At 65.5% G+C, this 26,588-nt stretch carries 26 protein-coding genes; 6 read left to right on the top strand and 20 right to left on the bottom strand.

Annotated features, from left to right (window positions below; translation table 11 throughout):
* The first annotated feature begins 19 nt into the window (after positions 1-19).
* Positions 20-361 (top strand): 4a-hydroxytetrahydrobiopterin dehydratase, encoded by a 342-nt coding sequence (locus UU7_RS03460; protein WP_007805382.1) that lies wholly within the window; start codon positions 20-22, stop codon positions 359-361.
* Here the strand turns inward: UU7_RS03460 and UU7_RS03455 are convergent, their stop codons facing one another.
* Entirely contained in the window at positions 362-1,360 is a 999-nt protein-coding gene (locus UU7_RS03455) for an RluA family pseudouridine synthase (protein WP_274378290.1), read from the bottom strand.
* Positions 1,361-1,694: 334 nt separating this feature from the next.
* On the opposite strand from UU7_RS03455, the gene UU7_RS03450 reads away from it, so the two are divergent.
* Positions 1,695-4,907: an Rne/Rng family ribonuclease gene (locus UU7_RS03450; protein ID WP_083845913.1), complete on the top strand. Its 3,213-nt coding sequence runs from the start codon at positions 1,695-1,697 to the stop codon at positions 4,905-4,907.
* 69 nt (positions 4,908-4,976) lie between these two features.
* Here UU7_RS03450 and UU7_RS03445 read toward each other — a convergent pair whose 3' ends face one another.
* Positions 4,977-5,630, bottom strand: a complete 654-nt coding sequence (locus tag UU7_RS03445; protein ID WP_007805375.1) for a response regulator — start codon at positions 5,628-5,630, stop codon at positions 4,977-4,979.
* A gap of 166 nt (positions 5,631-5,796) precedes the next feature.
* On the bottom strand, positions 5,797-6,063 hold the full coding sequence (locus UU7_RS03440; RefSeq protein ID WP_238530872.1) for a hypothetical protein: 267 nt from the start codon (positions 6,061-6,063) through the stop codon (positions 5,797-5,799).
* 368 nt (positions 6,064-6,431) lie between these two features.
* Here UU7_RS03440 and bhcC point away from each other — a divergent pair, with 368 nt between their 5' ends.
* The 3 genes from bhcC to UU7_RS17560 are packed head-to-tail and all read left to right on the top strand — an operon-like array spanning position 6,432 to position 8,495.
* On the top strand, positions 6,432-7,595 hold the full coding sequence (bhcC, locus tag UU7_RS03435) for a 3-hydroxy-D-aspartate aldolase BhcC (protein WP_007805371.1): 1,164 nt from the start codon (positions 6,432-6,434) through the stop codon (positions 7,593-7,595).
* A gap of 47 nt (positions 7,596-7,642) precedes the next feature.
* A complete protein-coding gene (locus tag UU7_RS03430) occupies positions 7,643-8,203 on the top strand; it encodes a sugar O-acetyltransferase (RefSeq protein WP_007805368.1) in 561 nt (186 codons plus the stop codon).
* A complete protein-coding gene (locus UU7_RS17560) occupies positions 8,136-8,495 on the top strand; it encodes an Lrp/AsnC ligand binding domain-containing protein (protein ID WP_083845912.1) in 360 nt (119 codons plus the stop codon). The genes UU7_RS03430 and UU7_RS17560 overlap by 68 nt, the downstream gene beginning before the upstream one ends.
* A gap of 73 nt (positions 8,496-8,568) precedes the next feature.
* On the opposite strand, the gene UU7_RS03420 is transcribed toward UU7_RS17560, so the two are convergent.
* From UU7_RS03420 to UU7_RS03360, 14 genes are all read right to left on the bottom strand, one after another.
* Positions 8,569-8,979 (bottom strand): MFS transporter, encoded by a 411-nt coding sequence (locus tag UU7_RS03420; RefSeq protein WP_007805364.1) that lies wholly within the window; start codon positions 8,977-8,979, stop codon positions 8,569-8,571.
* Positions 8,980-9,095: 116 nt separating this feature from the next.
* Positions 9,096-10,367 (bottom strand): hypothetical protein, encoded by a 1,272-nt coding sequence (locus UU7_RS03415; RefSeq protein WP_007805362.1) that lies wholly within the window; start codon positions 10,365-10,367, stop codon positions 9,096-9,098.
* A 408-nt stretch (positions 10,368-10,775) separates the two neighbouring features.
* On the bottom strand, positions 10,776-12,224 hold the full coding sequence (locus UU7_RS17555; protein ID WP_007805360.1) for an ATP-dependent nuclease: 1,449 nt from the start codon (positions 12,222-12,224) through the stop codon (positions 10,776-10,778).
* 83 nt (positions 12,225-12,307) lie between these two features.
* Positions 12,308-13,510, bottom strand: coding sequence for an enoyl-ACP reductase FabV (gene fabV, locus UU7_RS03410; RefSeq protein WP_007805359.1), 1,203 nt, complete (start codon positions 13,508-13,510; stop codon positions 12,308-12,310).
* A gap of 282 nt (positions 13,511-13,792) precedes the next feature.
* Complete coding sequence (locus UU7_RS03405; protein WP_007805357.1) at positions 13,793-14,545, bottom strand: copper homeostasis protein CutC; 753 nt, start codon at positions 14,543-14,545, stop codon at positions 13,793-13,795.
* A 12-nt stretch (positions 14,546-14,557) separates the two neighbouring features.
* A complete protein-coding gene (locus UU7_RS03400; RefSeq protein ID WP_007805355.1) occupies positions 14,558-15,619 on the bottom strand; it encodes a glycosylasparaginase in 1,062 nt (353 codons plus the stop codon).
* A gap of 81 nt (positions 15,620-15,700) precedes the next feature.
* Positions 15,701-15,904, bottom strand: a complete 204-nt coding sequence (locus UU7_RS03395; RefSeq protein ID WP_007805352.1) for a cold-shock protein — start codon at positions 15,902-15,904, stop codon at positions 15,701-15,703.
* A 153-nt stretch (positions 15,905-16,057) separates the two neighbouring features.
* Positions 16,058-16,819 carry an S-methyl-5'-thioinosine phosphorylase gene (locus tag UU7_RS03390; RefSeq protein ID WP_007805351.1) on the bottom strand — a complete coding sequence of 254 codons (762 nt, stop codon included), beginning with the start codon at positions 16,817-16,819 and terminating at the stop codon, positions 16,058-16,060.
* Between the two features lie 161 nt (positions 16,820-16,980).
* Positions 16,981-17,544, bottom strand: a complete 564-nt coding sequence (locus tag UU7_RS03385; protein ID WP_007805349.1) for a hypoxanthine-guanine phosphoribosyltransferase — start codon at positions 17,542-17,544, stop codon at positions 16,981-16,983.
* The gene (nagZ, locus tag UU7_RS03380) at positions 17,541-18,557 is read right to left on the bottom strand and encodes a beta-N-acetylhexosaminidase (protein ID WP_040672694.1); all 1,017 of its coding nucleotides are present in this window, start codon (positions 18,555-18,557) and stop codon (positions 17,541-17,543) included. Before nagZ ends, UU7_RS03385 begins: the two co-directional genes overlap by 4 nt.
* Positions 18,551-19,072, bottom strand: coding sequence for a CYTH domain-containing protein (locus UU7_RS03375; protein WP_007805346.1), 522 nt, complete (start codon positions 19,070-19,072; stop codon positions 18,551-18,553). The genes nagZ and UU7_RS03375 overlap by 7 nt, the downstream gene beginning before the upstream one ends.
* A gap of 93 nt (positions 19,073-19,165) precedes the next feature.
* The gene (gene rlmD / locus UU7_RS03370) at positions 19,166-20,509 is read right to left on the bottom strand and encodes a 23S rRNA (uracil(1939)-C(5))-methyltransferase RlmD (RefSeq protein WP_040672693.1); all 1,344 of its coding nucleotides are present in this window, start codon (positions 20,507-20,509) and stop codon (positions 19,166-19,168) included.
* Between the two features lie 76 nt (positions 20,510-20,585).
* The gene (locus UU7_RS03365; RefSeq protein ID WP_007805342.1) at positions 20,586-21,185 is read right to left on the bottom strand and encodes a YdbL family probable chaperone protein; all 600 of its coding nucleotides are present in this window, start codon (positions 21,183-21,185) and stop codon (positions 20,586-20,588) included.
* A 49-nt stretch (positions 21,186-21,234) separates the two neighbouring features.
* Entirely contained in the window at positions 21,235-23,256 is a 2,022-nt protein-coding gene (locus UU7_RS03360) for a translocation/assembly module TamB domain-containing protein (RefSeq protein WP_007805340.1), read from the bottom strand.
* 45 nt (positions 23,257-23,301) lie between these two features.
* Between UU7_RS03360 and UU7_RS03355 the strand changes: the two genes are divergently transcribed.
* Complete coding sequence (locus tag UU7_RS03355; RefSeq protein WP_238530871.1) at positions 23,302-24,048, top strand: response regulator; 747 nt, start codon at positions 23,302-23,304, stop codon at positions 24,046-24,048.
* Here UU7_RS03355 and recO read toward each other — a convergent pair.
* The 3 genes from recO to rnc form a co-directional block, all read right to left on the bottom strand.
* Positions 24,045-24,794, bottom strand: coding sequence for a DNA repair protein RecO (gene recO, locus UU7_RS03350; RefSeq protein WP_007805337.1), 750 nt, complete (start codon positions 24,792-24,794; stop codon positions 24,045-24,047). The two genes, UU7_RS03355 and recO, sit on opposite strands and share 4 nt — an antisense overlap.
* An 81-nt stretch (positions 24,795-24,875) precedes the next feature.
* A complete protein-coding gene (gene era / locus UU7_RS03345) occupies positions 24,876-25,808 on the bottom strand; it encodes a GTPase Era (RefSeq protein ID WP_007805334.1) in 933 nt (310 codons plus the stop codon).
* A 120-nt stretch (positions 25,809-25,928) separates the two neighbouring features.
* Complete coding sequence (gene rnc / locus UU7_RS03340; protein ID WP_007805332.1) at positions 25,929-26,588, bottom strand: ribonuclease III; 660 nt, start codon at positions 26,586-26,588, stop codon at positions 25,929-25,931.

Here is a 26,588-nt window from a genome sequence, read left to right as displayed (position 1 = left end):
AACACCGATGGAGACCTGCATGAACGCCAACGAGCTCTCGACCAGACATTGCCAGCCCCGCAAGGGCAAGGAACACGCGCTGCAGGCGCCCGAGATCGCCAAGCTGCTGCAACAACTGCCCGGCTGGAGCCTGGACGATGACGGCCGGGCCATCGTGAAGGACTTCACGTTCAAGGATTTTCATCACACGCTGGGTTTCATCAACGCGGTCGGCTACATGGCCAACCATGAAGATCACCACCCGGACCTGGAAGCAGGCTACGGCCATTGCCGAATCCTGTGGTCGACCCATGACGTGGGCGGGCTGTCCCTCAACGATTTCATCTGTGCCGCGCGGGTCGAGGCGCTGCTGGCGCGCTGATCAGTAGTCGGTGCGCGACTTGTCGCGGGTATAGACCAGCCGCTTGCCCTTGACGGCAAGGACGTCGAGAAAGCTTTTCAGGTCATCGGGCAGCGGCGCGGAAAAGCTGTAGGCCCGTCCATCCAGGTCGAAGCTCATGTGGGAAGCGTGCAGGAACAGCCGTTCCAGCCCCATCTCGCGATAGCGCTTGTTCATTTCGCGGTCGCCGTACTTCGGATCACCAGCCAGCGGATGGCCGACATGCGCCGCATGCACCCGGATCTGGTGCGTGCGGCCGGTGCCCAGGGTGGCCTGCATCAGGCGCGCGCTGGGGTATTGCTCCATCTCGCGGAAGAAGGTCAGCGAAGGCTTGCCGCTGTCGGCCACCCGCACCATGCGTTCGCCACCCTGCAACACCGATTTCAACAATGGCGCGTTCACGTCGAACTTTGCCTTGGACGGGTGGCCGAGCATCAGGCACAGGTACTGCTTGGTGACCTCGCCGGCGCGAATCGCCGCCTGCAGACCGGTCAGCCCGGCGCGAGTCCGGGCGAACACCAGCACACCGCTGGTATCGCGATCCAGCCGATGAACCAGTTCCAGATGCTCCTGCGGCCTGGCCGCGCGAAGCAGTTCGATGGCGCCGTGGCTGACCCCGCTGCCACCGTGACTGGCCACGCCCGAGGGCTTGTCGATCACCAGGAAGTGCTTGTCCTCGAAGATCACCGCATCGGCGACCGCGGCAACCAGCCCCCCGGCGGGGGCATGTCCTTCAGGCCTTTCGGCGACCCGAACCGGCGGGATGCGCAGCGTATCACCCTCTGCGAGACGGGTATCGGGCTTGGCACGCTTGCCGTTGACGCGCACCTGACCCGTACGCAAAAGCCGATAGATCATGCTCTTGGGGACGCCCTTGAGCAGGGTCACCAGCGCGTTGTCGATACGTTGACCATCCCGTTCGGGACCGATCTCGACTTGACGTACACCGTGAGGTGCGTCATGGGAAGTTGCCGTCTGCATTGAAAAAAACCTGCTGAAATAGGATACTCGGCGGGCGCTACATTCTGCCCATCGAAGTCTGGATCGGGTCGAGTGCCCGCCCGTAACGTCGGCGAGGATTGCCCCGGTTGCCTTCTGGCGGCCGGTCGCGACTCCCTTTCATCGTAACGGTTGGGCCGTCGTTTGTCCGATGCCATGCGGCATCGGGGCGGCAGGCGCAGCTGACCGAATCATCCCGACGCCGGAAACGGTGCCGTTTTTTTTGCCGCTTAACCGCAGCGGCGCGATCCCCGGCAGGCCGCCACTGTGGCGCCACCGCGGCACGCGACGCGCGGCCAAGCCGAGGATTACCACCATGAAACGTATGTTGATCAACGCGACTCAGCGTGAAGAGTTGCGCGTGGCCATTGTCGATGGCCAGAACCTGTACGACCTGGACATCGAAATCCCTTCGCGGGAACAGAAAAAGTCCAATATTTACAAGGGTCGAATCACCCGTGTCGAGGCTTCACTTGAGGCCTGCTTCGTTGAATATGGCGCCGAACGCCACGGCTTCCTGCCGCTCAAGGAAATCTCGCGCGAATACTTCACCGCCGGCCTGGACCCGCACAAGGCGAACATCCGCGAACTGATCAAAGAAGGTCAGGAAGTCGTCGTGCAAGTGGAGAAGGAAGAGCGTGGCAACAAGGGCGCCGCCCTGACCACCTTCATCAGTCTGGCCGGCCGCTACATGGTGCTGATGCCGAACAACCCGAAGGCTGGCGGCGTCTCCCGCCGGATCGAGGGTGAAGACCGGCAGGCCCTGAAGGAAGCCCTGGATCACGTCACCGTGCCGGACGACGTCGGCCTGATCGTGCGCACCGCTGGCCTGGGTCGCGATGCCGAAGAGCTGCAGTGGGATCTCGATTACCTGTTGCAGCTGTGGAAATCGATCTCCGAGGCGGCCGGCAAGCAGAGGGCGCCGTTCCTGATCTACCAGGAATCGAAGCTGTTCATTCGCGCCCTGCGCGATTACCTGCGCAGCGACATCGGCGAGATCCTGATCGACGACGAGTCGCTCTACAACGACGCCCGCGACTTCATGCAGCAGGTAATGCCGAACGCCCTGCGCAAGCTCAAGCTCTACCGCGACGACACCCCGCTGTTCACCCGCTACCAGATCGAAACCCAGATCGAGAGCGCGTTCGACCGCCAGGTCCGCCTGCCGTCGGGCGGCTCGATCGTGATCGACCAGACCGAGGCGCTGACCGCGATCGACGTCAACTCGTCGAAGGCGACCAAGGGCAGCGACATCGAGGAAACCGCTTTCAACACGAACTGCGAGGCCGCGGTGGAAATCGCCCGCCAGGCGCGCATCCGCGATGCCGGCGGCCTGATCGTGATCGACTTCATCGACATGGACAGCCCGCGCCACCAGCGCGAGGTGGAAGACCGCCTGAAGGAAGCGCTGAAGCTCGATCGCGCCCGTGTGCAGATCGGCCGCATCTCGCGCTTCGGCCTGCTCGAGATGTCACGCCAGCGTCTGCGCCCCAGCCTCGGCGAAGCGACCCAGATCACCTGCCCGCGTTGCGAAGGCCACGGCCATATCCGCGGCGTGGAATCGCTGTCGCTGTCGACCCTGCGCCTGATCGAAGAACACGCGATGAAGGACAACACCGGCCAGGTGCTGGTGCAGGCGCCTTCCAGCGTGGTCAACTTCCTGCTCAACGAGAAGCGTGCCAGCGTGGTGGAGATCGAACTGCGCCACAAGGTGCACGTGATGATCATCGCCGACGAAAAGCTGCAGACTCCGCACATCGAGATCCAGCGCATCCGCGAAGCGGACATGGGCGAGCACAGCAAGCCCAGCTACGAAATGCTGACCGCGGTGGAAACCGCCGAATTGCCGAAGATGGGTCAGGCCCTTGGCAGCGGTGAGCAGCCCGCAGTCAGCGGCGTGCTTCCGGCAAGCCCGGCCCCGGTGCGCGAGGAAGTCGCGGCCGCTCCGGCCCCAAGCAGTCGGCCGGCCGCACCACGCCGCGCCGCGGCAGAACCCGCTGCGGCACGCAGCGCACCCGCCGGCGGCGTCATTGCCCGCTTGCTGGGCTGGTTCCGCGGCCCGGAAGCACCGGCGGCGACCTCCCCTGCTCCGGCGAGCAGCGACAACGGCAACGAGAACGGCAACCGCGGTCGTCGCGACGAACGCGGCGCCCGCAATGGCACCGGCGCCAATGTCGCGTCGTCCCGCCAGCCCCGTCGCGAAACGACACCGCCGCAAGGCTCGCCGAAGTCGGCAGCCCAGCAGCAGGCACGCAGCAATCGCCAGCGCAACAACGAATCCCAGTCGCGTCCGGCGCCACAGGCGCAGGCCCAGTCGGCCAGGGCGGAACGCCAGCCGAAGCCGCCCGCCGAGAACGCTCCGCCCCGTACCGAGCGCAAGCCCAATCCGCAGCAGCAGCCGAAAGGTGAGCGCCAGCCACGCGTCGTGGAGAACCAGCGTCCTGCTGCCTCCCCGATCGACGAAGCAGCCAAGGAAGCCGAACTGCTGGTGACGCCAGTTGCCGAGGCCGCCACGCCCTCATCCGAAGAAGGCGCGACGGATACCGAAGGTGCCCAGTCACGGCGTCGACGCGGTCGCCGCGGTGGTCGTCGTCGTCGCCGTCATGACGAAGCCGGTGCCAACGGAACCGATATCAGCAGCGAGCAGGCCGAGGCGCTGGACGACGAGGATCGCGAGGAAAGCACCCTGGCGCCCACGTCTGTCACGGCTCAGGCAGCCAACAAGCCGCCAGTTGCCGACCGCGTCTCCGCGGATGCCGCCAACGTCAAGACGGGTGCCGCGGATCAGGCCAGAGCGTCGGTGCGCGAGCGCCCGGCCAATGCGAGCCCTGCACCCAATGCGACAGAAAGCCTGTCGAGGCCGGAAGCGTCCGCAGCCGTGATCAGCGCAACTGCCTTCAACCTGCCTGCTCTGCCACCGATTCCGCTCCAAGACGAATCGGCTTCGGCAGACGACGGTACCGAACAGCACGCCGTCAAGGTTGAAGTGGCCGAAACACGGTCCGCAATGGCCCCGTCCGGCATGCCGGCAGCCAAGCCCGACCAGGAAAAGATGTCGGCTGGAGACGTTGACGTCGAGGCTTCTGAAACACCAGCGGTGAAGCCAGCCTTCAGCCAGCCATCCACGCACGCAGGTGCGGCAAGTGACGCCATCGCCGCGCAGCCGACCCGACACCTCGGGGAGGCCGCCCCGGAGATTGCGGCTGCGACAATGGCAACCCCTGCTCCGACGGTGACGTCGGCCCCGGTCGAGAAGTCGGCACCGGCTGCGCCGTTGGCCTCCGGGTTCCCGAACACCGATTCGACCGGCATCACGCCGGCTGCAATCGGCACGCCCCCCTCACCGGTGGCGGTGCAGCAAGTGGCACCGGTGGCTGCCGCCGAGGCTGCCCCTGCTTCCCTGCCGATGCCCAAGCAAGGTGACCTGCTGGGCATGCCTCCACATCCCGCCCCGGTGACGGACAAGGCCATCGAAGACAAGGAAGGGCCCGCCCCAGTCCTGCACGACAGGAACGATGCGCAAGGCTGATGCAGCCATGAAAAAACCGGACGAAAGTCCGGTTTTTTTTGTTCTCGCACCGGGCTCGTTGCCGGAGCTTCAGTTGCCTACGTGGTGATTCGGCGTATCGATCAGGCCATGCACCGTCATCAGATGGGCGAGGCTCAACACGTGGTCCACGTGGAGTTTTTCCATCAGGCGCTGTTTGTAGGTGGAAACGGTCTTGGGGCTCAAATTGAGCTGCTCGCCGATCATCGTCAGCGGCTTGCCCCGAACCAGCATCATCGCCACTTCCAGCTCGCGGCTGGACAGCGTGTCGAAGGGCGAAGCGCTGCCATCGAGGGTAGCCAGTGCCAGCTGCTGGGCAACGGCGGGGGCAAGATAGCGCCTTCCGCCGGCAACCTGACGCACCGCCGAAACCAGTTCGTCCGCACTGCATCCCTTGGTCAGGTAGCCCAGCGCCCCCGCGTCAAGCAGGCGCTTGGGAAAACGCGCATCGTCCACGACGGTCACGATCACGATATGCGTGGACAGTTTCGACCGGCACACCCGCTCGGTCAGTTCGATCCCGCTCATGCCCGGCATGTGCACGTCGACCAGGGCGATGTCCGGAGTCAGGGTGCGGATCAGCCGCAGCCCCTCCTCGGCGGTGCCTGCCTCGCCCGCAACGTGAATGTCCGACTGCTGTTGCAGGATCATTCGAAAGCCGGTGCGCACCAGCTCGTGATCGTCCACCAGGACCACATTGATCACTTGACTCCCTCCTTGGTTGGGCTGCTTGAAATTAGGCTGCATGGTACGCCAATGCAAGTGGCCGCATGCCCATGAACCATGGGCGCGATCCTGCGCTCAGCCGGTCCTGGACGCACGCTCCCCTTCGCGCCCCCTGCAGTCGGCGTATCCGGCTCCGTAAACCGGCTCAGGCGGCCAGCACGCCCCGGCCTTGACCGGTGGTCCCCTGCGCATGCGTGACGGCGCCATGGGTGTAGCTGGCCAGGACGAGGGTGGAACTGGGTCCGGGCATTTCCACACGAGTTTCCCTGCCGAGGCGCTGAAACTCGTCTCGTGCCATCTCGCGTGCAAGCTTGATCGCAGCGCCCAACTGCAGATCGCTGAACAAGGTAATGTGGAGGCGGCAGATGCTCCAGCCCCCGTTTGCCAATGGCTTCAACAGGATCGTCACCATCACCATCACTCCCTTTCGCAGTGAAGCCCGAAGACATGCGGCCGATCAGTCAGTGAATGCCGTGCCCGACTCGAACGAATGTGACATGGTGGCGCCTTGGATGATGTCAGCCGACGCCCACGATGAGTGTGCGCAAAACACCGCAGCAGCCTCTTGAAACCGCACCAGCTTCTGGTGAATGCGCAATGACGTGGCCACATTGCCCTGCAGCGGTGCCCAAGGGTCTATCCCACAGGAAGCACTGAGTCCGGACGGCAACCGTGAACAGGGCCATCCCCGGCAACCGATCGTGAACCAGGCACAGCGGTGTCATCATCGTCAGACATCCCGACATCCCCACCTGCCATCCGAAAACTGCGGAGAGCTTCGTGCACGAGAAGACGAGTTCCAGCCACGGCGATGTCGGTTATGACATCCCGGCCCTGCCCGGCATGGACGCGGCGGACATCCAGACGCCTTGCCTGGTGCTCGATCTCGATGCGCTGGAGCGCAACATCGTGAAGATGGGCGACTACGCGAAAGCGCACGGCATGCACCACCGCAGCCACGGCAAGATGCACAAGTCGGTCGACGTGCAGAAGCTGCAGGAGCGCCTGGGTGGCGCGGTGGGCGTGTGCTGCCAGAAGGTGTCCGAAGCCGAGGCCTTCGCCCGTGGCGGCATTCGCGACATCCTGGTGTCGAACCAGGTGCGCGACCCGGCCAAGATCGATCGCCTCGCCCGCCTGCCGCATCACGGCGCGCGCATCATCGTCTGCGTTGACGACGAAGCCAACGTGGCCGAGCTTTCCGCCGCCGCGCAAACACACGGCAGCACCCTCGAATGCCTGGTCGAAATCGACTGCGGCGCGGGCCGCTGCGGGGTGGCGAGCGCTGGCGAGGCGATCGCGATCGCCAGGGCCATCGACACAGCGCCGGCGCTGGTTTTCGGCGGCATCCAGGCCTACCAGGGCGCCATGCAGCATCTGGAAAACTACGCAGACCGCAAGGCCAGGCTCGACGAGGCCATCGCCATGGTGAGGATCATCGTCGATGGCCTGAACGCAGCCGGCTTGCCCCCGCAACTCGTCACCGGCGGCGGCACCGGGTCGTATCCGTTCGAGTCCGGATCGGGCGTCTACAACGAACTCCAATGCGGCAGCTACGCCTTCATGGACGCGGACTACGGACGCATCCGCGACAGCGACGGCCGGCGCCTAGACCAGGGCGAATGGGAGAACGCGCTGTTCGTGCTGACCTCGGTGATGAGCCGCGCCAAGCCCGGCCAGGCCGTGTGCGATGCCGGGCTCAAGTCGATGTCGCTGGACAGCGGCCTGCCCGTCATTCACGGCCGCGACGACGTGCGCTACCTCGGCGCCTCGGACGAACACGGCGTGATCGCGGACGTGCACGACGTCCTGCGCATCAACGACAAGCTGAGGCTCGTTCCCGGCCATTGCGACCCGACCTGCAACCTGCACGACTGGTACGTCGGCGTGCGCCGCGGCAAGGTCGAGGTGGTCTGGCCGGTGTCGGCCCGCGGCATGAGCTATTGAGGATGCAACGAAGCGCAAGTTCAAGCATGGCCCGGGGGAAATGAAGCATGTCGAATGAGCGCGGCACCAGGACAATCCACGGCGGGACGCCGGAATCGGCGGCCATGCTGGCCAACGTCAAGCGCGCCATGGCGATTACCGCCACGCTCAATCGCCTGACGTTCGAGGACGCGGACAAGATCCGCGCCTTGTTCAGCGAACTCATCGGAAAGCAGGTGGACGAGAGCTTCCTGCTGATTCCTCCGTTCTACACCGCCGGCGGGAATGAAATCCGCGTCGGGCGCCATGTCTTCATCAATCAGAACTGCACGTTCCACGACCTCGGCGGGCTCGACATTGCGGATGAGGTGATGATCGGGCCGAACGTCAGCCTGATCACGACCAGCCATCCCCTGGACCCGTCGAAGCGTCGCAGCACCACCATCGGGAAACCCATCGTGATCGAGAGAAACGTGTGGATCGCCACCGGCGCGACCATCGTCGGCGGGGTCACGGTAGGCGAAAACTCGGTGGTGGCGGCAGGCTCGGTGGTCACCCGGGATGTCCCCGCGAATACTTTCGTCGGGGGCAACCCGGCGCGGGCCATTCGCCCGATCGGCAGCGACTGATCGCAGCCACACAAGGCAGCGCGCCGGATGTCCGCTGACCGGAGCGGCAGAACTCCCGCTGGCCAGCCTGCGCCAGTGGATCGCGGCGGAGCCGGCGATCCAGCAAGCCTGGTACGTGACCGGCGATGGCGACTACGTGCTAGTGGTGAGCGCGCGCGACGTCGACGATTACGACGCGCTGATGCAGCGGCTGATGGCCGCCAATGCCAACGTGAAACGCTTCCGCACCCGCGTGGCGCTGGACACGCTCAAGCGCGGGCTGGCCGTACCGGTGGATACGCTGCCCGCCTGAGACATCACGCCGTGCAAGCGTTGCCGGGGTGGCCGCCGGACACCCGCCGATCCTGGCAAGCGTCAGCCTGCATCTAGGCTGCCCGCACCGCCGCCACCTCCACCGATGGCGCGATCGGCACGCGCTTTACCGGTGCCGTCTCCGGTACCTGGGTGCTCGCCAGCAGTCCCACCGCCACCGCGCCGATCATGTACCAGGCTGGCGCCAGCGGACTGCCGGTCAACTGCGTGAGCCATGCCACCACGAACTGGGTGGAACCGCCGAACACCGAGATCGCTACCGCATAGATCATCCCCAGCCGGCCGGAGCGCACATGCGCCGGCAGCGATTCGGTCACCGCCACCAGCACCGTGCCGGTGGACAGCGTCGAGGCGATCGCCAGCAGCGCGGTAATGCCGAACAGCGCCACGCCGGAACGCTCGCGCCCCAGCAACCAGAACGCCGGAAAGATCACCAGCAGCAACACCACCCACGGCACCACCATCACCGGCTTGCGACCGATCCGGTCGGACAGCCAGCCGCTGAGCGGATCGCGAGAATTGGGGACGGAGGCAATTAAGTCTGTTTAATTGCCTCCATCCCCTTTGGTTCTCACGTACGCTATTTGGGCTTGACCAACTGCGCGGTATGCGGGCCCGATCCCATCACGATATCCTGGTGCAGCTCGCGCAGCACGCGCAGATCCGAGAATGTCGCTGCGTACTTGTGGGAGAGATTGAATGCCAGCGCAAAGAGCCATGGATACTCGACCTGCGTCCAGGTCACGTCCAATTCCTGGTACTGGATCATCAGACTGCTGTTCATCGGTCCGCGCAGTACGGCATATTTCAGTGCCCCGACCTGGCGTGGCGCGTCTGTAGGCGACGTTTCCCGCGCACTCTCTGGTGACGACGAACTCGACGAGCTCGACAAAACTTCTTTAGATGACAAGCTTGGCTTGGCGACCAGGCTCGGTGCGCCAATCTTCGGCGACGACGTCGGCACCGGTGATGACGAACTCGATGAAGCCTCTCGTGACGACAAGCCCGGCCTGGTGACCAGACTCGGTGCACCGATCTTCGGCGACGATGTCGACACCCCGCCACGACCGTAGGCGCTGGTCGGGCGCGTCATCGGCATCACGCTTCGACTCGAAAGACTTGCAAATCCGGTCGGGGACGCGCTCGACAGGCGTGGCGTCGAACCACCGCTGATCGGCGGACCGCCCCTGCCAAGCTTCGAGGTCACGTCGATGGCGACGATCTTGCCCACCTCGCCTAACAGATTGCCCATGTGGGGTAGCGGCGCCGTGATCATCAGTGTGGGTTGGCGCCCGCCGAGGAACGTCACCAGTGCGCGCGCCGCGAAGCAATGCAGCACCAGCGAAATGCCCTTGGCCGGCTTGCCGTGGTAGAAGTTCGGCGTCCCTTCGAGCTGAGCCCTGATCAGCGGCGGTAGCCCCGACGGATTGGCGACGGACAACAGAGGCGATCGAAAGATGCCCATGTGCGTCACGGCGGGGAAGTCGCGATGCGCAGCGCTGGTTGTGACCGTCATGCACATCTGGATGTTTATCATCTTGCGCACGTCGTTTGTCTCGACCGTCGCCAGGTCGAAAGTCGAGTACACCACGTAGACACAGGCGCTGGGAGCGTCGATCAGTTCCAGTCCGTTCGTGAAGCCCTTGATGGCCGTCTCGACCTCGGACGTATGAGGAACGAGCCGGGCGCAGGCCTTCATCGCCCCGGCATAATCGTTCCAGAACTTCCAGTTCAAATGCGTAAGCGGTTCCATGACGAACAGCACTCGATGCATCAGGCCTGCGCGAAACTCACCATTGCCGAGGCTCGCCGGTTCCACGAGCACCATGTCTTTGTATCCGAAGACTTTCATCGATCGCTCCTGTACGTCGACCCGGTCCGGGTGCATGACTGACCCAGTGTGCCGCGCCGCAACTGGGTTTGTCGAAGGACGCTCCGAAACTGGCGAATCTGGGGACAGGTTCGACTTCCTGCTGCGTTGCACGATTAAAGTTCACTCCGACCCCTGTTTCGCTGCCAGCGCATATGCCTGGACGAATAGTCAGAAACGACGCTCGCGAAAATTGTCCCTGGCACCAATTTTCCAGACGCCTTGGCGAAGTAGTTACAGTCTTGTTCGGTCGAAAACGTCGTCTAACTCAATACCGTGGGCAGAGACGACATCCACAGAAATTGTCCCTGACACCGTTTTTGGTCCCTGACACCTTTTTTCCAGACACCTTTTTTCTGAAACCAATTTTCCAACTTGTTCAGACTATCCCTAACCTACCTCAACAACAGTCGCAATGGAGTCTACAATGTCTTTACGCGCATCGGCGGACAGACAGGACTTACACCACTCATTTGCCAATACCTCCCAGACACTCACCGAACTTTTGTGCACCTGATCGCCCACCAGCGTGTTCCATTGGTGATGATTCGGTTCAAGCATTGCGTCTTCAAGAACAGTAAGCAGGGTGCCCGCTCCTATCCCAAAGCGTTGAGGGAGATTAGGCCATCCAGCGGCTTGCAATTCGCAATAGACCACTCTCTCCGGAGCCTCGGCACCGGGAAGGCTGGAGCAATTTTTGTCTGAATGGTCGCCATCTAGTACAGCAACCGACTTGTAAGGGAGCTTTCCAGCCTTACCAAGCCCACCAAGCATTGAAACTACATTAGCTGGACCGACAGGGCTAATCGAAACTCGGGATAAAAGCCCTCCACCTTCGGTCGACGAAGCTAATATCTCGCGCAACAAAATTTCTGCCCCCCTGTCCTCGACAAAAATATAAGCCTCGTGATGCACCTCGTCATCCAGCCTGCTCATCGCAAACTCTGCCGAGATACCATAAACAACGCTCAACCCTTGCGGCCCTGGAAGTAACAGTATCCGCGCCTCTTGTGGTAGTTCCTCCAAGACAAACGGACTGTGCGTCGAGAGAATTACCTGGATTCGCCGCTGTCTCGCAAGCCAGAGAAGAAAACGCACGAGGCGCCTCTGTGCACGGGGATGCAACGAAGCCTCAACTTCATCGATTAACAGTAAAGAATTATCGGGTAGTCCTTGAAGAGTGCGAAATAGATCCAGCGTCGCGTCTTCTCCTGCCCCTTGATGAAATTGAGACAGCTCGCCCCACTCACGCTCAAGCAGGCCGACTGCTCGCTTCTTATCAACATCCGATGTCGCAAAGCGTGCTTTGCTGTATTTGCGACCAAGGACATGTGAAAGGCGCTCACGGAAAACATCGCTAATCTCCGTACTCTCAACCTCTGCAGCAGCTGATCGCGCAATCTTCGCGTATCCCGCGGAAGCATCGAGGGGAAGCGTCCGCGCTATATCAAGAAGAAATACATCTCTCTTAGGCGCATTTTCTGGAACACGCCAACGCTTGGTTGGCTTCGTTATCCGAAAACTATCAACGTTGGGTCCGCGCCTCACACGAAAGTCGATGCTCACACCCTGAATTGAATCCCAGTGAGTATCCACAAAAAAGGATGAGGGGTAGAACCTCTTTTCCTTGTCCTTGTTATCGTAGCAGCATGCAGCCGCCTTCATCAGGGTACTTTTACCACTTCCGTTCTCACCAACCAGCGCTACAACCGGAAAATTGAACTCCACCGCCTGACCAGCCCACCCTCGAAGTCCACTAATCTGCACCATCTGAAGAAACTGAGGCCAAAGGCCCGCCTGATATTGGCCCCGAATTGCATTGATTTCTGCGTCGTCCATTGGTCCCCCTAAAGCTTCACGATGTGTGAAATTTGCGGGCTAAATTCGAAATAAGCTAAAAAGGGAAAAGAGTCGCTTCGCCCTCACCCCTCCAAACAATCAAACCGCCGATCCGCCTCCACCTCGGCGTCGTAATCCACATCTCCCCGATCAAACCCGAACAACTTCAAGAACTCATGCTTGTACCCCGCGTAATCGGTGATCTCGCGCAGGTTTTCGGTGGTGACGGTGGGCCAGAGGGTCTTGCAGGCGTCCTGCACGTCGTCGCGCAGCTCCCAGTCGTCCAAGCGCACGCGGCCTTCGTCGTCGGTGGCGGGGGCGGCGCCGTCGGCGCGGTAGAGGCGGTCGTGGAACAGGCGGTTGGCTTGTTCGATCGGGTTTTCGTGGATGCCCTGCTCTTTCATGATCTTGAAGGCGATGGACACGTACAGCGGGATCACCGGGATGGCGGCGCTGGCCTGGGTGACGACGGACTTCATCACACCCACGTAGGCTTCGAGGCCGGGGTGGCGGCCGCGCAGTTGCTTCGTCGTGTTGTCGAGGTGCTGCTTGGCCTGGCCCAGGGTGCCGTGCCAGTACATCGGCCAGGTGATCTCGGTGCCGATGTAGCTGTAGGCGATGGTCTTGGCGTGCTCGGCGAGTACGCCGGCGGCGCTCAGCGCGTCGATCCACAGCGCCCAGTCCTCGCCGCCCATCACGGTGACGGTGTCCTTGATCTCCTGCTCGGTAGCCGGCTCGACGGTGGCTTCGATCACCATGTCCTTGTTGGTGTCGACCGAGGTGTTGTGGAACGGCTCGCCGATGGTCTTCAGCGCCGAGCGCACCACTTCGCCGGTGTCCGGCATCTTGCGCACGGGCGAGGCCAGCGAGTAGACGACCAGGTCGATCGGGCCGCCCATCTCGTTCTTGATGATCTCGATGGCCTTGGCGCGGGTCTCGTGGGCGAAGGCGTCGCCGTTGATCGACTTGCTGTACAGACCGGCCTGCTTGGCGGCCTTGTCGAAGGCGGCGGAGTTGTACCAGCCCGCGGTGCCGGTCTTGTCTTCGCTGCTGGGCTTCTCGAAGAACACGCCCAGCGTGGCGGCGCCGTAGCCGAACGCGGCGGTGATGCGCGAGGCGAGGCCGTAGCCGGTGGAGGCGCCGATCACCAGCACGCGCTTGGGACCGAGGCCCTTGCTGTGGCCGGCGGCTTCGGTGATCGCGATCTGCTCGAGCACGTTGCGTTCGCAGCCGACCGGATGGGCGGTGACACAGATGAATCCACGGACTTTGGGCTTGATGATCACGCGACGGCTCCTGCTGGCAAATGCATAAACCGGCATCTTAACCAAGTGGGGCGGCCGTGCGCTGCCGTAGGGAGTGGTTGGCACTCGCGCTACCGGGATTATGTTCGGGCTGGGCGTGCGTCGAAGGCGCGGAGTCGAGGCTTCGCGGTGGCCCTTCGACTTCGATGCTGCGCTCTGGGGGAACGGGTTGGGGGATGCTTTCGTGCTGCCGGTCGTGCTCCCTCCCCTGCGTGCAGGAGAGGGTTGGGGTGGGGTTGCTCTTGAGGCTTCAGATCAAGAGCTTCACCCCCTCCCAGCCTCCCCCTGCGAAGCAGGGGGAGGAGCCAATGCCCGTGCCATTGCTCGTACCTGCTCTGCATCGCTGCGCAGTTCGCCGCCTTGCATGTCGGCCAGCCGTGGTGGCCGATGCTGCATGCCCGAGGGCAATCGGTGTTTGGCGGAGGCGTGGAATTCGTGGGCGCCAGTGGCAGCGGCCAGCGCGGCGATGTTGCGGGCGGTGATGCCGGCGCCGGGCATCACGGCGAGGCGGCCGTTGGCCTGGGTGACCAGGGTGCGGATCAGGGTGGCGCCTTCGACGGCGCTGGGTTGTGCGCCCGAGGTCAGCACGCGTTCGCAGCCGAGCGCGATGATGTCTTCCAGCGCGCGCGAAGGGTCGCGGCTGAGGTCGAAGGCGCGGTGGAAGGTGGTGCCCAGCGTGCCGGCGGCGTTGATCAGGGCGCGGCAGCGGGGCATGTCTACCTGGCCGTCGGCGTCGAGCATGCCGAGCACCACGCCGTCGCAACCGAGCGCCACGCAGGTTTCGATGTCGCGCTGCATGGTCTCGCATTCGAGGTCGCTGTAGAGGAAGTCGCCGGCGCGCGGGCGGATCAGCACGTACAGCGGGATGCGCAGGCGCTCGCGGGCCAGCGCGATCTGCGCGTGCGAGGGCGTCAGTCCGCCCAGTTCCAGCGCGCTGCACAGTTCGACCCGCCCTGCTCCGCCGTCCTGCGCGGCGAGTGCGGAGGCGACCGAGTTGGCGGCGATTTCAAGCATCATGAGTCGCCGGCATCACGAGTAGCTCGTGGTGTAGACGCTTTGCGACGGAATCAGCGCGTCCTGCTTCTGCGCATCGCACACGGCGTAGGTGAAGCCGTGCTGGATCGCGTAGGCGCCGACTTCACCGTTGCGGTTCATCGCGAGAAAACCGACCTGCAGGGTCTTCGATGCCTCGCGGCGCTTCTTGACGATGCGCATCACCGCTTCCTTGCAGGCCTCGTGGGGCGAGCGGCCCTGGCGCATCAGTTCGACGACGAGGAAGCTGCCGGCGTTGCGGATCACTTCCTCGCCCACGCCGGTGGAGGTGGCGCCGCCGACTTCGCCGTCGACGTACAGGCCGGCGCCGATGATCGGGCTGTCGCCGACGCGGCCGCGCATTTTCCAGGCCATGCCGCTGGTGGTGCAGGCGCCGGACATGCGGCCGTGCGCATCGATCGCCAGCATGCCGATGGTGTCGTGGTTGTGGGCGCCGCCGGGCCGGCCGGTGCGGCCGTAGTCGTGCACTTCGCTGTTGATCGAGGGCTGGTACTTCGCCGTCTTCAGCCATTCGTGCCAGGCCTGCTCGGCCTCCGGCGTGAGCAGATCCTGTTTCCTGAAACCCTGCTCCAGCGCGAACTGCAGCGCGCCCTCGCCCACCAGCAGCACGTGCGGCGTGCGTTCCATCACCCGTCGCGCCACGGAGATGGGATGCTCGATGTGTTCGAGCGCGGCGACTGCGCCGCAGCTGCCGTCGGCATCCATGATGCTGGCGTCGAGGCTGACGTGGCCGTCGCGATCGGGATAGCCGCCCTTGCCCACGCTGTGGTTCCTGAGGTCGGACTCCGGCACCTGCGCGCCGGCTTCCACCGCGTCCAGTGCATGGCCGCCCTTGCCGAGGATGGCCCACGCAGCCTGGTTCGCGGCGACGCCGAAGTCCCAGGTCGAGACGACGCGTGCGGCGGACGCCTTCGCTGCATGGTTGGCGTCGGCGGCACCGCGCCGCATCGGCCCGGCCGCGAGCTTGCCGCCCCATCCCAGCATCGACGCGGAAACTCCCAGCAGGGAGCCCTTGAGGAAACGCCTGCGATCGGTCATGACTTTCTCCGGCTCACCAAAGCAAAAACCCCGCACAGGATGCGGGGTTTCATTCTTGCCATGCAACGTTTACCGGACAGATCAGGCAGCTTCAACCGCCGACGCCTGGGCACCCTTGGGGCCCTGGGTCACTTCGAACTGAACGCGCTGACCTTCCTGCAGGCTGCGGAAGCCCTTGGTGTTGATCGCCGAAAAATGGACGAACACATCCGCACTGCCATCCTCGGGTGCGATGAACCCGAACCCCTTGGCATCGTTGAACCATTTGACCGTACCGAAACTCATTGCGAGAACCTCTGGATACATGGAGTGAGTACGCCAGGTTGCGCGCGACTCATCCCCCCGGTTCGCCGCCCTGACCGCGAGGAAAATAGCAAGATGTGAAGGCCCATTGCAATACGAATATGTCTTGCCGGTGCACAAACTCCGCCGGCAAATTCAGGCCTGCAGCATTTTTTCCAGGATGCGCGGCACCTCGGCGGTGGCCGCGGCGAGGTGGGCGAAGATTTCCTCGATGCTGATTTCCGCCTCGTCGCCGCAGCCGGCGGCGAAGTTCGCCACCAGCGCCAGGCAGGCGTATTCCAGCTCCAGCTCGCGCGCCAGCGCCGCCTCGGGCATGCCGGTCATGCCGACCAGGTCGCAGCCGTCGCGCTTCATGCGGGCGATCTCGGCGCGGGTTTCCAGCCGCGGGCCCTGGGTGGCGCCGTAGCAGCCGCCGCCGATCACCTCGACGTTGGCCGCGCGCGCCGCCGCCAGCAATTGCAGGCGCAGCGATTCGGTGTACGGCTCGCTGAAGTCGATGTGCTTCACCTCGGCGCCTTCGACGTCGCAGAAGCTGGTGGAGCGGCCGTGGGTGTAGTCGATGATCTGGTCGGGCACCACGATCACCCGCGGCCCCATGTCGCCGCGAATGCCGCCGACCGCGTTCACCCCGATCACCCGCCGTGCGCCGAGGCTGTGCAGCGCCCACAGGTTGGCCCGGTAATTCACCCGGTGCGGCGGCAGCGTGTGGCTCTCGCCGTGGCGGGCCAGGAAGGCGATGCGCCGGCCGGCAAAGTCGCCGATCACCACGTCGCCGGAGGCCGGGCCGTAGGGCGTGTCCACGCTGTGGCGCGTGGCGTTTTCCAGGCCGGCAAAGTTGTACAGGCCGCTGCCGCCGATGACGGCGAGGTGGATGGGGGGCTGGTCGGAATTCGTCATGGGGGAGATCCATTGCAACGGGGTGAGGGCAGGATGCGTCGCCGCTTCTGCTCCCTCCCCTGCGCGCAGGGGAGGGCTGGGGTGGGGTCGCTCTTGAAAGTTTCAGATCAAGAGCACCCCCTCCCAACCTCCCCCTGCAAGCAGGGGGAGGAGCTAAGAGCCTACTCCGCGCTTTCTTCTTTCAGCGCGTAGATGCCCGGCAGGTTGCGGCCTTGTTCGTAGTAGTCCATGCCGTAGCCGAACACGTAGCGATCGGGCAGTTCGACGCCGTTGAAGTCGGAGCTGATGCCTTCGACCAGGCGGTCGTGGCGCTTGGTGCAGAGACTGGCGATGTAGACCTTCTTCGCGCCGCGCCGGTAGCAGTCGTCGCGCACTTCCTTCAGCGTGTGGCCTTCGTCGAGGATGTCATCGACCAGCAGCACCACGCGGCCCTGCAGCGACACCATCGGCTCGCGCAGCCAGTGCAGTTCCTTGCCCGAGGTGGCGCCGCGGTAACGGGTGGCGTGCACGTAGTCGAATTCCACGTCGGTGCGGATCGCCAGCGCCAGCTGGCCGGCGAAGATCAGCGCGCCGTTCATCACGGTGAGGAACACCGCGCGCTCGCCGTCCAGCGCGGCGTCGATGCGACGGCCCATGTCGGTGATCACCGGCGCCAGTGCCTCACCGGCGAACAGGAGGTCGGCGTTGGCCAGCGCGTCGGCCAGGGCGGGAGTGGGAGTGTTCATGCGGTTCCTTGATCGGCGTGGAGTGCCGTGATGCGCGCCACGAAGCGGTCGCGCTGCGGGTTGTCGGTGAGGCCGGCCCAGGTCGGCCCGATGGCGCCGCGCAGGGCGGCCAGTGTCGCGGGCATGGCGTCGGTGCGCGCAGGCATCGCGGCGATCGCTTCGTCGACCACGTCGGGGAAGCAGGCCAGCACCAGGTCGCAGCCGGCATCGAGATGCGCCCTCACCCGCTTGCCCACGCTGCCGGCCGCACCGGCGGCGGCCATGCTGATGTCGTCGCTGATCACCGCGCCGGCGAAACCCAGTTCGCCACGCAGGATCTGTTCGATCCAGATTTTCGAATAGCCGGCCGGCTGGCTGTCCACTCTCGGGTAGGTGACGTGGGCCATCATCACCGCCTCGACGCGCGCCTCGATGCATTCGGCGAACGGGCGCAGGTCGTCGTGGCGGATCTGATCCAGGCTGCGCGGATCGATCGCCGCCACCTTGTGGGTGTCGCCGGTGACCGAACCGTGCCCCGGGAAATGCTTGAGCACCGCCGCTATGCCGCCCAGGTGCATGCCCCGCACATAGGCCTGGCCCAGTTCGGCGGCAATCGCCGGATCGGCGTGGAACGCGCGCAGGCCGATCGCCGCGTTGCCGCGGGCCAGGTCGACCACCGGGGCGAAGCTGAAGTCCACGCCGCTGGCGCGCAGCTCGCTGGCCATCACCCAGGCGTGCTCCTCGGCCAGCCGGATCGCCTCGTCGGCATCCTGCTCGTAGACCGCGCCGATCGCCGCCAGCGGCGGCAGGCGGGTGAAGCCGTCGCGGAAGCGCTGCACCGGGCCGCCTTCCTGGTCGACCGCGATCAGCAGGTGATCACCACCGACGTCGCGGATCGATTCGCACAAGGCGATCAGCTGTTCGCGCGACTGGTAGTTGCGCGCAAACAGCAGCACGCCGGCGACGCATGGCGCGCGCAACCAGGGTTTTTCGTGTTCGGCCAGTTCCAGCGCGGCCACGCCGATCATCAACATGCAGCATCCTCGGCAGCGCGCTCGGCCGGCGACCATTGCCGGTACGGGTGCGCGATCAGGTTGACGTTGTAGTAGCGCGTCAGCGCGCTGACCTCGCGGCCCAGCCACGACGGCCGCGGAAACGGTGCATCGACCGCGGGCAGTTCGACTTCGGCCACGACCAGGCCCTCGTTGTCGCCATGGAATTCATCGATCTCGAACAGTACGCCATCGACGCGGACATGGTGGCGAACCTTCTCCAGCACGCCGTCGCACAGGCTGGCCAGCAGCGCGCGCGCATCGTCCACCGGTATCGGGTACTCGAATTCGGCCCGCGCGATGCCGGGCGTGGCCGCCTTGATGTTGAGCCAGGCCGTGTCGCCGGCGAGGCGCGCACGCACCGAGGCGCGGGCATGGCCTTCGCGCAGCGCCTGCGCCCCGACCAGGTAGCCCTGGGCCATCGGCTCGCTGCGCTCGATGCCTTCGCGCCAGCTGTCGTTGGCCAACATGAATTTGCGTTCGATCTCGATAGCCATGGAATCCGGATTTCAACCAGCGACAACGCCTGCAACGAAACGGCTTTTATTGAGGAGTGCGGCCATGGATGGCCGCCCGTTTGACTTTCGCGATCAGGAAGACCGCTCAAATACCGCGATGGATTCCACATGCGCGGTGTGCGGGAACATGTCCATCACGCCGGCCGAGGTCAGCCGGAAACCGTGCTGGTTGACCAGGATGCCGGCGTCGCGCGCCAGCGAGGCGGGATGACAGGAGACGTAGACGATGCGATGTGTCTGCTTGCGCGGCAGGTACTCCAGCACCTTGTCGGCGCCGGCGCGGGGTGGATCGAGCAGCAGCTTGTCCCACGGCTGCTTCGCCCAGTCGGCATGGCGCTGGTCCTCGAACAGGTTGGCGACGTGGAACTTCGCGTTGTCGATGCCGTTGCGCGCGGCGTTCTGCGCGGCGCGTTCGACCAGGCCGTGCTCGCCTTCCACGCCAACCACCTCGGCCACCCGGCGCGCGATCGGCAGGGTGAAATTGCCCAGGCCGCAGAACAGGTCGAGCACGCGATCGGTCGGTTGCGGATCGAGCAGCTCCATCGCGCGGGCCATCATCAACTGGTTCATGCCGGCGTTGACCTGCACGAAATCCAGCGGCTGGAATTCCAGTTCCACGTCGGCGAAACGCGGATCGTCGCTGGCGATGCGGAAGGCCAGCCGCGGCTGTTCCGGCCACAGCGGATGCACGCTGCTGACACCGCCGGGCTGCAGGTAGATCGCGAAGCCGTGGTGCTGGCCGAAGGCGGTGAGCGCGGCCAGATCGCGCTCGCTGAGCGGCTGCAGGTGACGGAACACCAGCGCCATCAGGTCGTCGCCGGCGGCGAACTCGATCTGCGCAATGGTGTCGACGGCGTCCATCGTGCCCAGCAGTTCGGCCAGCAGACCCACCTTGGGGCCCAGCGACGGGTGCATCACTTCGCAGCGCTGGATCGGGGTGACGAAGCGCGGGTTCTGCTCTTCGCGGAAGCCGACCAGCACGCTGCCCTTCTTGGCCACGTTGCGCACCGACAACCGGCCCTTGCGCCGGTAGCCCCAGGGCTCGGCGGTCAGCGGGGGCAACCACGACTGCGGCGTGACCTTGCCGATGCGCTCGAAATTCTCGGCCAGCACGCGCTGCTTGGCGGCGATCTGCGAGGACGCATCGAGGTGCTGCAGCGAACAGCCGCTGCACAGCGCGAAGTGCTGGCAGCGCGGCTCGACCCGGTGCGGCGAGGCGGTGATCACCTCGACCACTTCGGCTTCGTCGAAATGCCGATGACGCTCGCGCAGCTTCGCGATCACCGTTTCGCCAAGCAGGCCGCCGCTGACGAAGACCGTCTTGCCGTCGATCCGCGCCACGCCCCGGCCGTCATGTCCGAGGTCGGTGATCATGGCTTCAAAGGGTTTGGGCGAAACGGAGTTGGATCGGGACATGGGATCGCATGGCTGATGGCTGACCGGCGATTATCCCAGATCGGCCCGCCTCACGCCCCGCGACACCCCGCCCGGCTCATTTTTTCTGCCAGGCGCCGCCAGCGTCCTGGTAATACCAGCCGGCGCGCGCCTTCTCGATCCAGCTTTTGGCGAAGGTGGCGCGGATCTGCGACTCCCACTCCGGGTGGTTGTTGGCGTGGGCGATTTCGCGGTACAGCGCGGCGCGGTCGCGGTTCTCGTCGGCCACCGTGGCGTTGGCTTGGGCGCGGGCGCTCAGCGGCACCTTGGCGGCATCGCGCATGGCGACCATGCCGTCGCGGGTGAAACCCACCGCGCCGCTGTCGAGCAGCGAACCCAGGGTGCCCTGGAAGCGCGCATGCATGCGGGCGCGGATCGCCTCGGTGGCGCTGGTCTGGATGCGGATGTCGGGCACGTCGGCGGCCTGCGCGGCCGGGATCAGCAGGTCCAGCAGCATCGCCGACGGCTGGGCACCATCGGCTGCCGGCTTGGGCGTCTTCGGCGCGGGCGCGGCGGGGGTCGCCTGGTCCAGCACGTTGCCGATGAACTGGTCGGCGGCCTTCTGCGCGGCCGCTTCGGGAAAGTAGACGTTGATCGTGACGCAGCCGACCAGCGTCACGGCCAGGGCGGTCAGGATGACGTAGAGGCGCTTGCGCATGAGGAACTCCAGCAGTGAGATGGATGGATGAGGCGGCGGGGCATGTCGCTCAGCGGATTTGCGGGGTTTCCCCGTGGATCGCGTCGTGCAGCCGCTGCACCAGGGTCGGCCAGTCGACCTGGGTCTGGTGGCCGATCACCTGCAGCCGCGGCAGGCCGCTGCCTTCGACGATAGTGTAGCCGCCGTCGTTGGCCTCCAGCCCGCTCATCCGGCAGACCGTGCCCTGCAGCGTGCAGTTGAGGCCGATGCGCTTGTAGCCGAAGGTCTTGAACAGTTTCAGCACGGCACCCTGCAGGCCGGCCGCGATGCCACCGCCGCCGACCGAGGTGAGGTTGTTCACCGCGCGCTGGCTGATCCGCCCGCCTTCGCCGGCCAGCAGGCTGGCGTTGAACGCCACCGGACTCCAGTTGACCAGGCGCAGGTCGTTGATCGCGCCATCCAGCGGGCCGGTGATGCTGCCGAAGTCGAACACGCTGGTGATCGCCGCCAGATCCAGCTGTTTCAGCGAGATGTCGCCAGTCAGCACCGGCGTGGTGCCGAACGGCTGCTGCAATGACAGCCGGGTGATGTCGACGAAGCCGCCAAACAGGTTTGCCGACAGGCCGCCTTCCAGTTCGAAACGGTCGTCGACCCAGCGCAGCGAGGGAATCGCGCCGGCCAGCGTGCCGGGGAACGCCGGCCAGCCCATCGCCTGGCTGAAGGCGGCCATGTCGACGCCGGTCACCGTCATCGATGCGGCCAGGCGCTGGCCCTGCGCCGCAGCCGGGCGCCAGTCCAGCTGGCTGATCTGCCACTGCCCGTGGAACACCGGGATCTGCAGCGGTTGCTGCAGGGCGAGCGTGCCGCCATTGCTCTGCCAGCGCGAACGGGCGGCACCGTTGACCACCTGGTAGAACTGCAGGCTGCGCCAGGCCAGCGTGGTGGCGGGGCGCTCGCCGTCGCGCGCCCAGTCCAGCCCGCCCTGCAGGCCGTCGACCGCCAGGTGGCTGTCCGCATCGGCGAGGCTGATGCCGTCGGTGCTGAAGGCAAAGGCGTGCGGGCCGTCCGCCCGCAGATCGAGACTGGCATTCAGCTGCCCATTGACGCGCATGTCACGCAGGCCCAGCGTGCTGAGCCAAGCCTGGCCATAACGCTGGTAGGCGGCCGGGAAATTCGCGTGCAGGCGATCCAGCCGCAAGCTCTTCAACTCGCCCCTGGCGTCGAAGGACAGAGCGCCGTCGAGCTGCAGCGCATCGGCATCGTTCACCCGCAAGCGGCTCATGTCGAACCCGCCGTGCTGGGCGTCCGCATGCAGGCCCAGTTGCACCGGATGGTCCGGCAGCCTTGCGTAGAGCGGCCCCAGCAGCAGCTCGCCGCCACGCAGGCTGGCATCCAGATCGATGCTGGCCGGGCCGTTCGTGGTGTCCAGGCTGAAGCGGCCGCTGCCACCGAGCCCCTGCCCGGCCAGCGTGCCGGCGGGCGTGTCGAAACCCGTGTCGGTGAGGGTGAACTCGCCGGACGACTGCAGGCCCTGGTCGCGCAGGTCCAGCGCCAGTTCCGCTTTCAGGCGACCGGCGGTGGGCCGCCCCGACCACACCGTGCCGAGCAGACCCTGCAGCCAGCCGGTGGGCAGGTTGTCCACGCTGATCTGGGCATGCGTGGGCTGGTCCAGCGGCAGCCATGCGCTGGCATTGGCCTTGCCCTGCTGGATATCGACCAGCAAGGTGTTGGCCGCCTCGCTGAGCTGCACGTTGAACTGCGCGTCGCCGAGCGCGCCGCCCGGGGCGCCGGCCAGACGCAGCTTGCCGTCCAGCGTCCAGCGCAGGCGGACGTCGCGTTGCAGGTTGCCGTCGACGCTCAGGCCCAGCCGCCGCCAGCCCATCGCGGGAATATCGGCCTGGGCCGCGTCCAGCTGCAGATGCAGGCCGCCGGCGACGTCTTCGCCGATGCGCAGCGTCACCGCCTGCAGATGGATGCCCGGGGCGGTGATCGACTTCGCGCTCAGCAGCACGTCGGCCTGCGCGGGCAAGGCCCAGGCGAGTCCCAGCAGCAGGCAGCAACAGATCAGGAAATGGCTTGAAGTCGGACGCATGTCGGGCCATTCTGCCAAATCAAGATGAACGATATGGAATTCGTCATGCCCAGCCGCCTTGCCGACCCCGTCTGCGAACCCGTCAATCCGCCCCGCCCGCTGCCCCGCCCGCGCGTGCTGGTGGCCGACGACGATCCTGGCAGTTGCCGTTTCCTGTGCGATGGACTGGCCTCGATGGGCGCCGATGCGGAGGCCTGCATGGATGGCCAGGCCGCGCTGGCACGTGCCACGGCCGAATCGTACGACCTGCTGTTGCTGGATTGCCGCATGCCCGGCGCCGGCGCGCTGCAGATCCTGCAGACGCTGCGCGACGACGTGCAGGCCCGCTCGGCCGACAGCATCGCGGTGGCGACCAGCGCCGAGCTGGCGCCCGGTGATCGCCAGTCGCTGCTGGACGCCGGTTTCAGCGAGGTGCTGCTGAAGCCTTGCGGGCTGAGCCAGCTGCGCCAGATGCTGGCGCTGATGCCGATGGACGAGCGCAGCGCCAGCGTGCTGGACGACCAGGCAGCGCTGAACACCACCGGCGACGCCACCACCATGCACGCCTTGCGCCTGCTGCTGCGCGACGAACTGGTGCTGCTGTCGCGGGAACTGGACACGCTGAGCCTCGACCGCGACAGCTTCAGCGATCGCCTGCATCGTCTGCGCTCATCGTGCGGATTCTGCGGCGCCAGTGCCTTGTCCCGGCAGACCATGCTGCTGCAGCAGCAACTGCCGCGCCGCGGAGTCGGCGCCCCCGCGCTGACCCGCTTCCGCCGCACCTTGCTGGCGACCCTGCAGGCGCTCGGCTAGTCGAGCCTTTCCGCAGGTGGCGGCGCGGCACCCGCCTGGTTTTTCGACACCGCCATCGCCAGCACCCGCCAGGCGCGCAATTCGGCGCCACCCAGGTGGAAGCGGATCACCCGGCGGATCATGTCGCGCAGCGCCTTGAGGCCGGCGGCGTCGGGCATGCGATCCTGTTCCAGCGCCAGCAGGTCGCGGCCCAGGATGGCGTGCGGACTGCTGGCCGCGCACCGCACGGCGCCCTGCTCGACTTCGTAGCGATAGCTCGCCTGCGGCTCCAGACATTCACCGGAATCCGCATCGTGCGCCAGCTGCAGGCCGTAGCCGGTCGCCTCCAGCAGGTCGCGCTCGAACCGGCGCAATGTCCACGCCAGCGACGGCTCGACTGCCAGTCGCTGCAAGGTGAGCGCATAGGCATCGAACAACGGCGGCGAAGGGTCCTGCCGCCCGGTGAGGCGCACCACCAGTTCGTTGAGATACAGCCCGGCCAGCCCGGCATCGCCACCCAGCCGGGTCGGCGTGCCCACCGTCTCGACCGCCGTCAGCGTGGCCATCTCGCCTCGCAGCAGCAGATCCATGCGCAGCGCCTGGAACGGTTCCAGTTGGGCCCGGCGCAACCGTGCACGCTCGCCGCGCACTCCGCGCGCCACCACGCCCAGCCGGCCATGCTCGCGACTCAGGCACTCCAGCAGCAGCGACGTCTCGCGATAGGGCCGCGCGTGCAGGACGTAAGCCGGTTGCTGTTCGATGCGCATGAGCCGGGAATGGGGAATGGGGAATGGGAAGAGCGGGAACCTGCTTCAACGATTCCCTATTCCCCATACTCCATTCCCACGTCAGTCGGTATACCCGAATTTCTTCAGCATGTTCTCGTCGTCGACCCAGCCCTCGCGCACCTTCACCCACAGCTTGAGGAAGACCTTGCGCTCGAACATGCGCTCCATGTGACGGCGGGCCGCGCTGCCGATCGCCTTGAGCTGGACGCCGCCGTTGCCGATCACGATCGCCTTCTGGCCATCGCGCTCGACCCAGATGATGGCGTGGATCTCGGCGATGCCGTCGGGGCGGTCCTCGAACCGCTCGATCTCCACCGTGGTGGCGTACGGCAATTCCTGGTCCAGCCGCAGCATCAGCTGCTCGCGAACCATCTCGGCGGCCAGGAAGCGCTCGCTGCGGTCGGTGACCTCGTCTTCGCCGAACACCGGTGGCTGCACCGGCAGGCGCTTGAGGATCGCCTGCTCCAGCTCCTTCAGCCCCTGCTTCTTCAGCGCACTGATGTAGTGGATCTCGTCATAGCTGTGGGTGGCCACCAGCCCGGACACGAACGGCAGCATCACCGTCTTGTCCTTGTTGAGGTCGACCTTGTTGATCACCAGCAGGCGCGGCGAGGACTGCTCGACCAGGGCGGCGTAGAGTGCCTCGTCCTCGTCGGTGAAGCGGCCGGCCTCGATCACCTGGACCACCAGGTCGACGTCGCTGATCGCCGAGCGCGCCGCGCGGTTGAGGCTGCGGTTCATCGCCCGCTTGGCGCCGCGGTGCAGGCCCGGCGTGTCGACATACATGATCTGCCCGGCCTCGCTGGTGTTGATGCCCAGGATGCGATGGCGGGTGGTCTGCGGGCGCGGGCTGATGATCGACAGGCGAAACCCGATCAGCGCATTGAGCAGGGTCGACTTGCCCACGTTGGGACGCCCGGCCAGCGCCACCGTGCCGCAGCGGAAGTCGTCGTGCGGCAGGCTGCCGTCGGTGGGGTCCAGTGGGAGTTTCATGACTGAGGTACTCGGCAAGTCGGATGGCAAGTGTAGTGCTTCGCCGCCAGCGGCACCTGGCGACTGGCGCGGGCCGGGGCGGTCGCTCTGGCAGCGCCCGGCACCGCGGAAGCGTCGGATTCAGGAGGAGCGCTGCTGCTCCAGCAACTGGCTCAGCACGAGTTCGGCCGCGTCCTGTTCGGCGGCGCGGCGATTGCCGCCATGCGCCTCGGCGACGAAGGCCATCGGCTCGGTGATCGCGCAGCTGACGTCGAAGGTCTTGGCGTGGTCTTCGCCGTGGCTGGCGAGCAACTCGTACTGCGGCAGCGGCAGGCCCTTGGCCTGCAGCCATTCCTGCAGCCGCGTCTTGGCGTCTTTCGACGAACGGCGCAGCGCGGCGATGCGCTCGGCGAACAGGCCGCGCACGGTGTCGCGGCAGGCGTCGAAACCGCCGTCGAGGTAGACCGCGGCGATGGTGGCCTCGAAGGCATCGGCGAGGATCGATTCGCGGCGGAAGCCACCACTCTTCAGCTCGCCCGGGCCCAGTTGCAGGCCTTCGCCCAGTTCCAGCTCGCGGGCCACCACGGCCAGTGCCTGGCCGTTGACCAGTTGCGCGCGCAGACGCGACAACTCGCCTTCGCTGGCCTTGGGGTGCGCCTCGTAGAGCATCTCGGCAATGATCGCGCCGAGCAGCGCATCGCCGAGAAATTCCAGCCGCTCGTTGTTCGGTTTGCCGATGCTGCGGTGGGTCAGCGCCAGCCGGGCCAGCGCGGGATCACGGAAACGGTAGTTCAGGTCCAA

The sequence above is a fragment of the Rhodanobacter spathiphylli B39 genome, assembly GCF_000264295.1.
In the GTDB taxonomy this organism is placed as follows: Bacteria; Pseudomonadota; Gammaproteobacteria; order Xanthomonadales; family Rhodanobacteraceae; genus Rhodanobacter; species Rhodanobacter spathiphylli.
The sequence above is the reverse complement of the archived record's forward strand: the minus strand, read 5'-3'. Positions and strand labels throughout refer to the sequence as shown.